Here is a 14096-nt window from a genome sequence, read left to right as displayed (position 1 = left end):
TCATCTCCATCACTGATGCCGTCTCCATCTGTATCCGGGTTCTCTGGATCGGTGCCTGCTTCGTTTTCTTCCTCATCTGTCAGGCCGTCTCCGTCTGAATCAGTATCTGCAAACGTTACAGTATCTGTGCCATCTAGGGAAGTTAAAAGTTCAAGATCTATAGCAGAGGTGTTAGCAGCAGATCCATATACTGTTACATCACCGGTAAGTTCTGTTGGCTTGTTAATTAATACATCACCATTAATGTTTGTTTCACCGAGCAATTGAAGGCTGCCAGCTTCTTCTGCTATATTCAAAGCGCCATTTTGAATATCTGTAATTAATTCATTCAGTGTTGGCGCTAAAGCATCGATTGACGTTTCAACAGTATCAATTATAGGATTAATTATTGGGGCAAGTGGACCCAGATCATCACCTACAGTTATTTCAATACTGTCTATGGCATTGATAAGATCTTGAACAGTTGAAACAACTACATCTTTTATAGCAGTCTCAATGTGATTATTTAAACCGTCAGAAAAATTAACGACTACTGATCCATCTTCGTTAACTTGCATAGGTGCTGTGTCTTCATACGCCGATAACTGGGACAAGGCGTCATCAATATTATTTAAATTATCTACAGCCGTTTGAAGCTCTGATATTCCGTCTACTGTTAAAACATCAGAATCAGTAGCATAGTCCGATAATTCTATTAACTGATTAATTACGTCGGTTGCAGTTCCCGTTACACCAGAAATTGCACCCTCAAGTGTTGGTAAATCTTCCAATGTAAGAGCAGTTAACTCTACCCTAACAGATGCGGGATTACCATCATCTTGAAGTAACCCTGCAAACTCTTCAGCATAAAATATAGCCGTCTTGTCAGGGTTTACCAATTCAATGCTTGTATCACCGCTTCCAGTCAAATCTAAGTTCAAGTTATATGATTCATCAGACTCTGTTAAATTGGTATCGATTGAAACATCTGTTAATAATTGAACTTCAGATAAACTAGCAGCTTCTACAGTATGATCAGGATTTATTAAAAGAGTTCCTAAGGGCATGCTAGGTGTGGTACTAAAAACCAGCGCTGAAGTAATGGCTGCGGTTGCTGCTATTCTTTTGGTTTTGCGGATATTAATATCATTTAATCTTTTAAGCTTACGTTTGTAATCATAATTTTTCACCAAAAAACCTCCCTATTTTTGAAACAGTTCTATGTCATGTTGAAAGTTTTTGAACTATCCTCCTTCCAGTATGAATTCGTGAGAGCGATAAGGATTGATCTTGTATCACCTCCTTAAGGGGGAGAGTTGATTATGACCATGTTGAGAGCAAACCTTGTTACACGACTAAATGTGAATTTTCCAATTACACGTTAAATAACAATAATCAGCAAATTTCGATTTTATTTGACTATATAGATTCCAGAAGACTTTAAAGCAACCGTTTATACGAAAATTAGGTATTATGTAATAATTTCGAAATATGTACACTGGACCATCATAACTATGAATCGCATAAATATAGTCATATAGAATCATGCATTTCATTTCAAAGATGTCGTAAATGCCAAAACATCATGTCGAATGAGTATCCATTTATTCTATTTCATTCAAGTTAACTTTAAGGAATTCTAAAATGCACCAGAGGAGGTTGTTATTAGGAGAGTGACACGAATTGATTGTTAATAGATTAGTGGATAATTGACAATAAGTTGACCGTAATGTAAGTCAAACTAGTAATAGAATTATTTCTCTTTTAGAAATAAGTACTAAAACTCGCTCTAAACTGGTAAGTACACTGTCATTTAATATGAGTTTTGGATCATGAAGAGCTCCTCCGTTTTGATGAACTATTCCCTCACACAGAATAAAGCGGGGAAATACCTGATTTTCATCGAACGAAAGACACTATTACCTTCGTCCTCCAATAGCTTTACGTATTACTTCCAAATTAAACTTGTTTTTTCCATGAGAAAAACACCTTCCACGAGCCGTTCATATCATGTACGACTGAGAAGGTGCTTTGTCCAATCAGTAAGATCTTTCCAAATTTTTTGTTTAACTTTTTTTATTACTTATCTAAAATAGTCCGGGCAATATTCCCATCCAATTCCTCAAATTCCGCCAATGAATTGATGTCATACAGTTCATCCCGTGTCTGCATATCCGAGAGTCCTTCTTTCTGGGTGCCTTTTTCCATAATGAGCTGGAATATGCGCTCATAGGCCTTCGCAGCTACCCTTAAGGACGTAACTGGATAAATCACCATACTAAAGCCCATATCCTGAAATTCCCGGGCGGAGAAATACGGTGTTTTGCCGAACTCCGTCATATTGGCGAGCAGCGGGGCATTAATCTTCTCCGAAAATAGATGAAACTCCTCTTCCGTCTGCAGAGCTTCCGGAAAGATGGTATCTGCACCTGATTCCACATAAAACGCAGCCCGATCGAGTGCTGCATCAATACCTTCAACGGCTTTTGCATCGGTACGCGCCACAACCACCAGAGACGGAGCCACTTCTTTGATCGCCTTGATTTTTTCGGCCAATTCTTCTTTCGCAACGAGTTGTTTTCCATTCAAATGCCCGCACTTTTTCGGGAGCTGCTGATCCTCAATTTGAACGGCCGCTACTTTAGCTTCAACCATTTCGGCTGCAGTCCGGGTGACATTCAAAACCCCGCCGAATCCTGTATCAATATCAACAAGCACCGGAAGATTGACAGCTCGAACCAATTCCTTGGCACGATCCGCCATTTCTGTGGAAGTAACTATACCGAGGTCAGGCAGTCCAAGGCTTGCTGTATAAGCACCACCTGACAGATATAGAGATGAGAAACCGGTTTTTTTGGCAACAAGTGCTGCCATCGCATCATGGGCACCAGGAATTTGCAAAATATCATTTTTCATGATTAGTTCCTTAAACTGATTCGCCAATTCTTCCTGTGTTGATGATTGTTCAACAATCCATACCATTTTCATTGTCCTCCTTTGCTAAGGGCGCTCATATTCATAAATTCCTCCGGGGCAGCGCGAAGAATTCACGCAACCCCACTTTGAGGATCTATTTATTTTGCACCTTTGACAGACAGCTTTCTATCAGACGAATAACGTCATAAATTCATTCACATTCATCGCTGCTAATCTTTGATAATCGAAACTGACTTCTTCTATTTCCTGTAATTGTTTTTTCGAGTATTTTGTTGAAAGATTATTCATGTATTTTTTCCGAATTTGCGGTATTGCTTCCTCGCGTCGAAACCGGTGACCCAATGGGTATTCACAAGCCACATTTTCGGTTGATGTCCCGTCTTTAAAATGCACCTGAACTGCATTGGCGATGGAACGTTTTTCCGGATCAAGGTAATCCTTCGTGTATGTTTCATTTTCCTGCAAAATCATTTTATTTCGCAATTCATCAATATTCGGATCAGCAGCTGCTTCTTCTTCGTAATCCTCTGCTGTTATGCCACCTTTTAAAAGCCCGGTGGCGGTGATGTACTGGATGCAGTGATCCCGGTCTGCCGGATTATGGAGCGGTCCTTTTTTATCAATGATTCTGATGGCGGACTCATGGGTCGTGATCGTGATCTGATCAATTTCATCCAGGCGATTCTTCACTTCGGGGTGCAATTGTACAGCGGCTTCTGCAGCAGTCTGCGCATGGAATTCAGCCGGATAGGATACTTTAAATAAAACATTTTCCATAACGTAACTATCAAGTGGCTGGCTAAGCACGAGCTCCTGCTTGTTAAACAAAACATCCTGGAATCCCCAGCCTGGTACACTCAAAGCCGATGGGTAGCCCATTTCCCCGTTGACAGCCATCATCGCCAGACGAACCGCCCTGCTAGTGGCATCACCCGCAGCCCATGATTTCCGGGATCCGGTGTTCGGTGCATGCCGGTACGTGCGCAGGCTGGCATTATCAATCCAGGCGTTGGATAATGCATTGATTATTTCTTCACGTCCACCACCCAGCATTTCCGTCACCACAGCCGTTGTGGCGACTTTTACATATAATACGTGATCAAGCCCGACAAGATTCAAGCTGTTTTCCAGGGCAAGAATTCCCTGAATTTCATGTGCTTTAATCATCATTTCCAGGATCTCTGCAACCTTCAGCGGAGGGTTCCCCTTACTGAGACGTTCCTGACTGACATAGTCTGCAACAGCCAAAATCCCGCCAAGATTATCGGACGGGTGCCCCCATTCAGCGGCAAGCCATGTATCGTTATAGTCGAGCCAGCGAATCATAGCCCCAATATTAAATGCTCCCTGAACAGGATCCAGTACATAAGACGTCCCGGGTACACGCGTCCCGCTTGGCACATGCGTACCAGGCACAACCGGCCCCATGAGCTTTGTGCATTCGGGATAGTTCAGGGCCAGAATCCCGCATCCCAATGTATCAATCAGCACATAATGGGCAGTTGAAAAAGCTTCCTCGCTCGTAATCTCCTTATTTAACACATAATCGGCAATTTCCTCCAAAATGGCATCTGCCGTCTTTTGTTCTTCCAATTTAACCATCATCAACTTCCTTTCCATCGGTTGGGAGAACCGGATATGGATCTCACTATAAACCGTATAGTCATACCCACTAGCGGATCAACAATCTACAAATACCGCTCGCCGGTATATTTCACCCTCGGCCTGAACAGACGGTTGTTGACATGCTGTTCAATAATGTGTGCACACAACCCTGCCGTTCTGGAACTAAAAAAGATGGGTGTATACAACGGAATTGGAACCCCTAACATCCAATAGACAGGAGCGGCATAGTAATCGAGATTTGGGTACAACCCCTTTTCCTGAGCCATGACCTTTTCCCCGGCTTCACACATATCAAGCAAGAGCGAATCACCTTTCAAGTCACATAGATGCTTGAGGGATTCTTTCATCATCAAAGCTCTCGGATCCATTTTTTTCATATAAACACGGTGCCCAAAACCCATGATTTTTTCTTTGCGCTTCAGTTTATCCCAAAGTATTTTTTCGAATTTATCAACCGAGTTAGCAGCATTCAGCATATACATGACTGCTTCATTGGCACCGCCATGCAAATTCCCTTTTAGCGAGGCAACAGCTCCCGTCAATGCCCCGTACATATCCGAATGTGTGGAAGCAATCACCCTTGATGTGAAAGTTGAATTGGGCATCTCGTGTTCGCTGTATAATAGAAGCGAACGGTCAAAGATTTCCGCCTCCAATTCTGTCGGTTTTTTGCCGGTAATCATGTACAAGAAGTTAGCACTGTAAGGAAGTGCCGGATCCGGATCAATCGGTTCCTCGTTATGCAGAATCCGGTAGCTGTTCACCGTAATGGCCGGGAGCTGCCCTAATATGTCATATGCCCGGGATTTATTCGCCTCAAGCGTCCGGTCATCAAGCCCCTTATCATATCCGGCTGAAGCCGATATGGCTGTCCGTTGTCCGTCCATTGGATTTGTTTCTTTCGGAAGCAATTTCAAAATATCCATGACAGCAGCGGGCACTTCATAATTGACCTTCAATTTTTCTTCAGCGGCCTGCCGCTCAGTATCTGATGGCAATGTCCCCTCCAATAACAGATAAATCAGATCCGCATATGTTTTGCTTGTTGACAAGTCAATCAAATCATAACCTCTAATAATGATCTTTTCCTGTTCCGTATCTAAAAGTGAAATCCCCGTTTCCGACGCAATAACACCTTCAAGTCCCGGAACAAATCTATCTTCCGTTTTCATCGACAACTTCCTCCCATCCGTTTTGAAATCCCTTTCAAAGTAATAAAAAATGCTTTCCGAACTTGGACTGTATTTCATCTATAAGTCCATTATAAAATTGAAATAGCAATCAGAAAAATATATAATTTTAATTATCAGCCATAGTTTTTTTCAATATCAGTGGGATGGATGGAGGATTTTCATGAAGCTTCAGGACTGGGAGATGCTGAATGCCTTATATGTCACAGAGAACATCACGAAAGCGGCAAAACGTCTTTTTCTGTCACAGCCTACATTAACGTCAAGAATTCAGAGCCTTGAGGATTATTACGAGGTCAAACTCATTATCAGAAAGCAGCGGGGGATTACGTTCACACCTGAGGGGGAAGAGCTTGCCCGCCATGCCCGGCAAATGCTGCATGAACAAGTGAGAATTGAGGAAAAACTGAACAACATGAAACAGCAAGTCTCCGGCACGTTAAGGGTAGGTGTTTCCAATTTCTTTGCGCTCAATAAAATGCCCAAATTACTGCGCCTGTTCAAACAACAATTTCCAAATGTCGAGTTTCAGGTTGTGACTGGCTGGAGCAGTGAAATGTACCGTCGCCTCCTGAACCACGATGTTCATATCAGCTTCATCAAAGGCGATTATAATTGGAAGGACAATAAGGAGCTGCTTTATGAAGAAGAAATATGCATTGCGTCCCCATGGGATTTTTCGTGGGACACGCTCCCCGATTTACCCCGCATTGATTATAATACCGATGAAAAAATGCGGCAAATCGCTGACAATTGGTGGTACAGCAACTATAAGCAGCATCCTAATATCAATATACATGTTAATCAGGTGGAAACGTGCAAAGAAATGCTTATCAACGGTCTTGGTTATGCAATATTGGCAAACCTCGTCGTGCGGCCACATCCCGAACTCGTGACCAAGCCGCTGCACCTTCCTTCAGGTGAGACCATCACACGCAAAACCTGGATGTACTACCATGATGATTCGCTGCAGATGAATATTGTCCATGCATTTGTCAATTTTATTCGGGCGCTCGATGTGAAGGCGTTATAGAGTTGGGGGATGAGCGGGAACAACAATTAAGACATGGATCTCGACCACATACCTGAAAAATGCAAGAGATTAAACCCTTGAGTGAGTTGAATGATCATGTTTATACTCGTGATTGCTTTGAGACCTAATCCCACTACCACCAGCGTGAATTGTTTATTATTGTTATTCAGTCATAATTAAAGCTTTTTATATTTTTCCTGTGATTCCTTATACCAGTCTCTTCCCTTCGAATCATTAATCACCATACAAGGGAAATCTTCAATTTGTATTTTTCGTATTGCTTCCGTGCCCAAATCTTGATATGCCACTGACTCTACCGATTTTATTTTCTTCGCCAACAGTGCACCAGATCCGCCTATAGCTGCACAATAAACGGCATTATTGTTAGCAATTGAATCAATGACTTCTTGACCCCTATAACCTTTACCGATCATTCCCTTTAATCCTCGCTCGAGCAAAGTGGCTGTAAATTTGTCCATTCTGCTGCTGGTCGTTGGTCCTGCCGAGCCAATAACTTCTCCAGGCTTTGCAGGCGTTGGCCCTACATAATAGATAACTTGATTTTTCAATTCAAAAGGAAGTTCTTCTCCTATTTCTATTTGTTCTGCCATTCGTTTATGTGCTGCATCTCTGGCAGTATACATGGTACCAGACAGCAAGATCTGATCCCCTGCTTTCAATGATTTAACAGTTGCTTCATCGAGAAACGGGACATTTATTTTTATTTGAGCCATGTAATTCCTCCAAAAACCTAGTTTTTTTAAAGTATGACATGCTTATGCCGGCTCGCATGGCAATTTAAATTGACAGCAACCGGGAGTGCAGCTATGTGACATGGGGAAATTTCTATCTTTATGTCAAGTGCCGTAGTACTTCCTCCCATTCCCTGTGGTCCAATACCTAATTTATTAATGTCTTGCGTTAATGTTTCTTCAAAAGCAGCAATATCCTGATTGGCGTGTCTTTCCCCAACTGGCCTAAAAAGTGATTTCTTGGCCAAGTAAGCACAAGATTCAAAGTTGCCGCCTATTCCTATCCCTACTACTAGTGGCGGACATGCATTGGGTCCTGCTTCCTGGACCGTATCCAAAATGAACTTTTTCACGCCTTCAACTCCATCACTGGGTGTAAGCATCTTAAGAGCACTCATGTTTTCTGCACCACCACCTTTTGCAGTCATGTGAATCTCAAGATGATCACCGGGCGTAATTTCAGTATGAATAACAGAAGGTGTATTATCCCCCGTATTTTTTCGGTTAATGGGATCATCCACGATTGAATAACGCAGGTAACCATCCTCGTATCCTATCCGCACGCCTTCATTAATTGCGTCATACAGGCTGCCGCCGGTGATATGACATTCTTGCCCCAGTTTTACAATAAAAACGGAGACGCCTGTATCCTGACACATTGGAACTCGATTCTGAGTGGCAATATTAGCATTGTCTATCAATTGATTCAGTACGTCTTTACCGGCCTCGGAAGATTCAGTTTGAACCGCCTTCTGGAATGCTTTTACAACATCTTCTCCCAAGTCATAATTTGCCTCCTCACACAGTCGTGCCACATTCTGAACAATATGCTTGTAATGAATCTCTTTCACTTGAACCACCCTCCTGTATTATTCAGTATTGGGGTTTATTTTTTTCCAGAACGTTCGCTAATAACTTATTTTCTTTTTTTGGTGCATAGTCTTTTTTATAAATCATAAATGTCCGTTTAAACGTAATGACGATTTCGCTCCTTTGGTTATAGCCGCTTGTTTTGACATTCACAATACCGACGTTGGGACGGGATTTGGATTCCCGCTTCCCAAGCACTTCTGAAAAGGAATAAATGGTATCCCCCTCGAATACCGGGTTTGGCAGGCGTACTTCATCCCACCCAAGATTGGCCATGGCATTCTGGGAAAGATCTGTAACGGACTGACCTGTAACTAAAGCAATTGTAAACGTTGAATCCACCAATGGCTCTCCAAACTCAGTCTGTTCAGAATAATAACTATCAAAATGAACCGGATTCGTATTTTGTGTCATTAACGTCATGTAGATATTATCTGTTTTTGTCACCGTTCGTCCCAGCGGGTGTGAATAAATATCCCCATTCTCAAAGTCCTCATAAAATCGCCCATTCCAGCCTTTTTTAACACTCATTAAATGTTCCTCCTCACTTTAAACGATTACTATTTAACCTTTCCGGAATACATGCCAATTTCATCTAAAATATGATCAGTATGCTCACCAAGGGCAGGAACCGGTTTCATGATTGACTCTACACCATTCATCGTAACAGGAGGTATAAGAGCAGAAATTGCCCCTTCAGGTGTTTGTACCTGTTCCCATCTCTTGCGTGCAGTCAATTGTGGGTGCTCAAAAAAATCCCTCATATTATTCAGACGCGCGTTGGCGATTTTTGCTTTCTCCACTCTTTCGATAACATCCTCAGAAGTCAATTCTTTGAAACGATCTTCAATTAGTGTTTTTAATTCTTCCCGATTGGCAGACCGCTTTGAATTATTTTCAAATCTTGGATCTCCAGCAAGCTCTGAATTTTCCAGTACAAATTCACAAAAATGATTCCATTCACGTTCATTTTGCAGCCCGATAAACACCGTTTTGTCATCACCGCATTTGAATGGGCCATATGGATAGATGGTTGAATGACTTGCGCCGGTACGTTTAGGTTCTGTTCCGCCGTATACTGCATAATAGGCTGGATATCCCATCCATTCTCCAAGCGCCTCTAACATGGATACTTCTATAATTGTACCTTTTCCTGTCTTCGTACGATTCAGCAAGGCTGTTAAAATACCGGTGTAGGTATACATGCCGGCAGCTATATCGGCAATGGAGATTCCAGCTTTGGACGGTGTCTCTTCACTGCCAGTTATGGAAACAAGGCCCGCTTCACACTGTACTAACAGATCATAGGCCTTCTTTTCTTTATAAGGACCATTCTTGCCATATCCGGATAAGCTGCAAACAATCAGCTCCTGATGTTTTTTGGTTAGTTCCTCCGGGTCAAATCCTATCCGCTCCAAAGCACCCGGGGCAAGGTTCTGTACGAGTACATCAGCTTTTTCAAGCAATCGGCTAAGTGCTTCTTTACCTTGGTCAGATTTCAAGTCGATCTCAACAGACTCTTTCGAACGGTTGCACCAGACAAAATGACTCGACATTCCATTAACAGCCGTATCATAATTTCGAGCAAAATCGCCTACTCCGGGTCTTTCCACCTTTATAACACGTGCACCCAAATCAGCCAATTGCCGGGTAGCAAACGGAACAGCAATTGCTTGTTCCAGGGCAATAACAGTTACTCCTTCCAAAGGTAACATACGATTCCTCCTATAATTTAAGTCTATAGTATAACCTTCATAAGAAAGCGCTTAGAAAATTATTGAAATTTTATTGGATATTGTGATATTGGATACAATTTATTTTAGTATACTCCCCTTTGTTTGTAAACCCAATTTTAAAATTTTTTCGACATTTATTTATATACTGTCTTTTTATTTCTTTAAAATAAAATCAGACCCTCAAAGGATTACCAATAAAGGATCTGATTGCTACTATACATTTATTTTATTTAAAGTCTTTATTTTCCAAAGAATTGAGCAATTCCTCGCCAGTTCTGCTAATATGATAAGTCAAATATTCAACAGCTTTTTCTTCATCTTCATTTAAAATAGCGTTTAGTATATCTTCATGTTCTTTATTGGATTTTTGAATTTGACCGGGAATAATTTGAGGAGTATCCTGAGCAAATCCGCGTGAAATAGTTCCAATAAATCCAAGAAGCCGGGGACTTTGACAGCGGCTGGAAAGCAACTGATGAAACTTTGCGTTCCACTCCACATATTCTTCCCCACTTTCATTCTCTATCATAGATTGATGATATGTTTTCAATGCCTCAAAATCATCTTTAGAAAAGTTTTTTATACTCTTTTTTAGGGCTAGCGGTTCCAAAACTGATCGCAGTTCGTAAATTTCCTGAATATCCTGTTTTTTGATTGGACGGACTACAGCTCCCCTGTGAGGTTCCATTTTAACTAACCCTTCTGTCTCAAGTGTTCTCAGAGCTTCCCTAATGGGCATCCGGCTGACACCGGTTAACTCAGCCAGTTCTGTTTGTACTAACCTCTCACCCGGTTCAAAATCACCTTTCAAGATTGCACTTCTCAGAACACTACACACCTGATTGTGAAGCATTTCACGGTTACCAATTCTTAAATCTACTTTCTCAGACATAGTTCAGTCTCCATTTCATTATAAGTGGATATTGTATACTAAATTATATCGTATGCCAGAGTTAAATTGAAGTCTTATTTTACAAAGACTTATATGTTTTAAAATTTTCCGAACCAAATTAATCTCAGGTTACTTTGCTTAAACTTAGAAGATTTCTCACAGTTCCAAGCTGCTCTAGATTCAAAACCATTGTCGATAATCTCTCCCTGTCACTCTCAGACCATGTTTTTCCCAGACGCCTAAATTTCTGTAATAATTCATGCTTTGAAACAGCATTTTCCGGATCTCCCTTTGGATAATCTGTTTCTTTTCTAATGGTCTCTCCGGTTTTCAAGTACACTTCTACGATTGCTCCCCACTTCGACGGGTATCGGGCATCGATTTCCTCATCAGCAATCACATCCACACGGCTCATTAATTTTCGAACATCTTCATCCCACAAGGTATTTTCATTAAAGATCTCCAGATTGCCCTGCCCCTTCAGTAAAGCAAGTGCTGTACAAAATTGCAAACTGAATTTTGACTCATATTGAGTGACAGGCTTTTTATTATCTGTAATATTTATAGCGACTTGATAAGTTTTCACCATAATTCGGTCAATGTCTTCTAACTTGATATCTCTTTCATTTGCCAATTCAATCATCAGGTCAATGGAATGATGCGTGTGCCGGCAGGAAGCGTGAATTTTGAAAGAATTTTCCAGTATCTTGTACTCATCTCCCAGATTATCTGTGATTTTGGATACATTATAACCCTCACTCATGGCTTCAAAAAAACCGCGTTTTCCTTCCAGAATTTTTTGGGCACTAGTAAAATCCTTTTCAGCCAATAATGCACTAATCAGTCCATTCATCGCTGCTTTCCCTGGGTGCAATTGTTTTGACATGGCTCCATCTTCAATAAACTCCCAGAGACCCGCAGCCTGGGTCCCGGCATTTCCCAGCGTATGAACAATTTGTTCTTTACTTAATTCCAGAAGCTTTGCCACCGCAGCAGCAGATCCAAATGTACCGCATGTAGCAGTATTGTGCCAATAATAGTAATGTGATGATGATACCGCTTCGCCGATTCGGTAACTAACTTCATAACCCACCACCACTGCATTAATTAAGTCTTTACCGGATAGATTTTTCCATTCAGCAACAGCTAAAGCTGCCGGAATCACGACTGTTGCCGCATGAATAATCGATTCTTTATGAATATCATCCTGTTCGACAATATGACTTGATGCACCATTCAGTAAGGCTGACTGATACACTGAGGAACGTCCGCCAGTAATTAGGGATGCCTGTGACTTGCCACCCATTTCCCTGACTAATTCATCAATTTTCTGAATTGGTTCCTTCTTTGACCCTGCAATGGCAGATCCAAAATAATCCAACATGCATAGCTTCGTAAATTCTACGACGTCTTCCGGCAAATCGTCATAATTTGTATTGATGATATAGTTAGCTAGCTTTTCACTTAAATTCATTAAAAGTCTCCTTTAAATGGTTAAAATGATCTAGGTAGGCCTAAAACATGCTGTCCTATATAAGTTGTTACCAAATTATTTGTAACAGGGGCAACAATGTATAAACGAGCCTCTCTGAATTTACGTTCTATGTTATATTCTGTAGCAAATCCGTATCCCCCAAATGTGGTCATCGTGGCATTGGCAGCCTTCCAGGTTGATTCTGTTGAAAGGTACTTAGCCATGTTCGCTTCAGCACCACAATCTTCAGCTGCATCAAACAAATTTGCCGCTCTATCCCTCATCAATGCTGCCGCCTCAATATCCATATAAGATTGCGAGATAGGAAATTGAACACCCTGATTCTGGCCGATTGGACGGCTGAATACTTCGCGTTCATTGGCATATTGAACGGCTTTATCGATAAAGTACTTTCCGTCCCCTATGCTTTCTGAAGCAATTAAAATTCGTTCTGCATTCATGCCGCTAAGAACCTGTTTAAAACCCTTGCCTTCCATACCAATTAAATTTTCTGCGGGAATTTCCGCATTATCAAAAAATACTTCTGTGGTCGCATGGTTAATCATTGTATCAATCGGCCGGATTGTAATATTATTTTTCTGATCTTTCATATCCAAAATAAATAAACTCAGCCCATCTGTTTTCTTCACTACCTGGTCCTTTGGTGTTGTACGTGCTAATAGAAGCATTAAATCCGAGTACTGTGTACGTGATATCCAGATTTTTTGACCATTAATAATGTATTTATCGCCTTCTCTTACTGCTGTTGTTTCTATGCTGGTCGTGTCACTTCCAGCTGTAGGCTCCGTAATACCAAAAGCCTGCAACCGCAATTCACCGCTAGCTATTTTTGGAAGATACCGCTGTTTTTGCTCCTCGCTCCCGTGTCTCAATATCGCTCCCATTGTATACATCTGTGCGTGTCCTGCACCGGCATTTCCCCCAGAGCGGTTTATTTCTTCCAATATGACGCTTGCTTCATACATTCCAAGGCCTGAGCCGCCATATTCTTCCGGGATAAGGACAGATAGCCATCCCTCTTTTGTCAATGTTTGAATAAATTCTTCCGGATAAGCTTTCTTTTCATCGGTCTCCCTCCAATAAGATTCAGGAAACTTTGAACAAAGTAAACGTACACTTTGACGGATCATATCAATTTCTTCAGCAGTGCTTACAGTCATATGAAAATCCCCCTTAAATATTTTTTCTACAAATCAACAGTAGCTACCTCCAAATTCATAAAAATAGCGCTTACATCATTATTTAAATAATGATTTCAAATCATCCTATTCAAAACATTTAGGATATTGAATATTGTATCCAGTATTACTATAAGTTTATTTTATATTTTATAAAAAGTCAATATTTTTCAACATTTACGCTAATGATACAATAAAGTCGAAAAAACACTTACTGGAACTATACGTTTTAGATATTTATCATGGATAGATATCTTTGGTTAAACGAAAAAGAAATGAGGTAAAATCCTTCACTTCTTTTTCGTTTTTGTTCCTTATTATATATGTTCTCTTTGTTTTTCTGGTCATCAGAGTAAAACTTTTACATAATTGGTTGGTGATTTTTAAAATTACTATAATCATGAAAAA

The 14096-nt window shown here is 40.9% G+C and carries 12 protein-coding genes; 1 reads left to right on the top strand and 11 read right to left on the bottom strand.

The genetic code is table 11. The features are described from left to right. From BM195_RS08155 to mmgD, 4 genes are all read right to left on the bottom strand, one after another. Window positions 1–1169: adhesive domain-containing protein (locus tag BM195_RS08155; RefSeq protein WP_244535705.1), on the bottom strand; the 1169-nt coding region annotated here is incomplete at its 3' end. An 889-nt stretch (window positions 1170–2058) separates the two neighbouring features. Beyond that, on the bottom strand, window positions 2059–2961 hold the full coding sequence (prpB, locus tag BM195_RS08150; RefSeq protein ID WP_090236333.1) for a methylisocitrate lyase: 903 nt from the start codon (window positions 2959–2961) through the stop codon (window positions 2059–2061). 123 nt (window positions 2962–3084) lie between these two features. Then, window positions 3085–4518, bottom strand: a complete 1434-nt coding sequence (locus BM195_RS08145; RefSeq protein WP_090236330.1) for a bifunctional 2-methylcitrate dehydratase/aconitate hydratase — start codon at window positions 4516–4518, stop codon at window positions 3085–3087. Between the two features lie 86 nt (window positions 4519–4604). After that, window positions 4605–5714, bottom strand: a complete 1110-nt coding sequence (gene mmgD / locus BM195_RS08140) for a citrate synthase (RefSeq protein WP_090236326.1) — start codon at window positions 5712–5714, stop codon at window positions 4605–4607. 181 nt (window positions 5715–5895) lie between these two features. Between mmgD and BM195_RS08135 the strand changes: the two genes are divergently transcribed. Continuing rightward, window positions 5896–6765, top strand: coding sequence for a LysR family transcriptional regulator (locus tag BM195_RS08135; RefSeq protein WP_090236323.1), 870 nt, complete (start codon window positions 5896–5898; stop codon window positions 6763–6765). Between the two features lie 176 nt (window positions 6766–6941). Here the strand turns inward: BM195_RS08135 and BM195_RS08130 are convergent, their stop codons facing one another. The 7 genes from BM195_RS08130 to BM195_RS08100 form a co-directional block, all read right to left on the bottom strand. Continuing rightward, window positions 6942–7499 carry a Fe-S-containing hydro-lyase gene (locus tag BM195_RS08130; protein ID WP_090236321.1) on the bottom strand — a complete coding sequence of 186 codons (558 nt, stop codon included), beginning with the start codon at window positions 7497–7499 and terminating at the stop codon, window positions 6942–6944. Window positions 7500–7525: 26 nt separating this feature from the next. Then, window positions 7526–8368, bottom strand: a complete 843-nt coding sequence (locus BM195_RS08125) for a fumarate hydratase (RefSeq protein ID WP_170848194.1) — start codon at window positions 8366–8368, stop codon at window positions 7526–7528. Between the two features lie 22 nt (window positions 8369–8390). Then, the gene (locus BM195_RS08120; RefSeq protein WP_090236316.1) at window positions 8391–8918 is read right to left on the bottom strand and encodes a MaoC family dehydratase; all 528 of its coding nucleotides are present in this window, start codon (window positions 8916–8918) and stop codon (window positions 8391–8393) included. Window positions 8919–8947: 29 nt separating this feature from the next. Beyond that, the gene (locus BM195_RS08115; RefSeq protein ID WP_090236314.1) at window positions 8948–10102 is read right to left on the bottom strand and encodes a CaiB/BaiF CoA transferase family protein; all 1155 of its coding nucleotides are present in this window, start codon (window positions 10100–10102) and stop codon (window positions 8948–8950) included. A gap of 247 nt (window positions 10103–10349) precedes the next feature. Then, the gene (locus BM195_RS08110; RefSeq protein WP_090236312.1) at window positions 10350–11015 is read right to left on the bottom strand and encodes a GntR family transcriptional regulator; all 666 of its coding nucleotides are present in this window, start codon (window positions 11013–11015) and stop codon (window positions 10350–10352) included. Between the two features lie 124 nt (window positions 11016–11139). Continuing rightward, window positions 11140–12489, bottom strand: a complete 1350-nt coding sequence (locus tag BM195_RS08105; RefSeq protein WP_090236309.1) for an MmgE/PrpD family protein — start codon at window positions 12487–12489, stop codon at window positions 11140–11142. A 20-nt stretch (window positions 12490–12509) separates the two neighbouring features. Beyond that, window positions 12510–13670 (bottom strand): acyl-CoA dehydrogenase family protein, encoded by a 1161-nt coding sequence (locus BM195_RS08100; RefSeq protein ID WP_090236306.1) that lies wholly within the window; start codon window positions 13668–13670, stop codon window positions 12510–12512. Window positions 13671–14096: the final 426 nt, after the last annotated feature.

The organism is Lentibacillus halodurans, from assembly GCF_900112045.1.
Taxonomy (GTDB): domain Bacteria; phylum Bacillota; class Bacilli; order Bacillales; family Amphibacillaceae; genus Lentibacillus; species Lentibacillus halodurans.
Note: the sequence above shows the minus strand (reverse complement) of the source record. Positions and strands in the feature narration are given on the sequence as shown.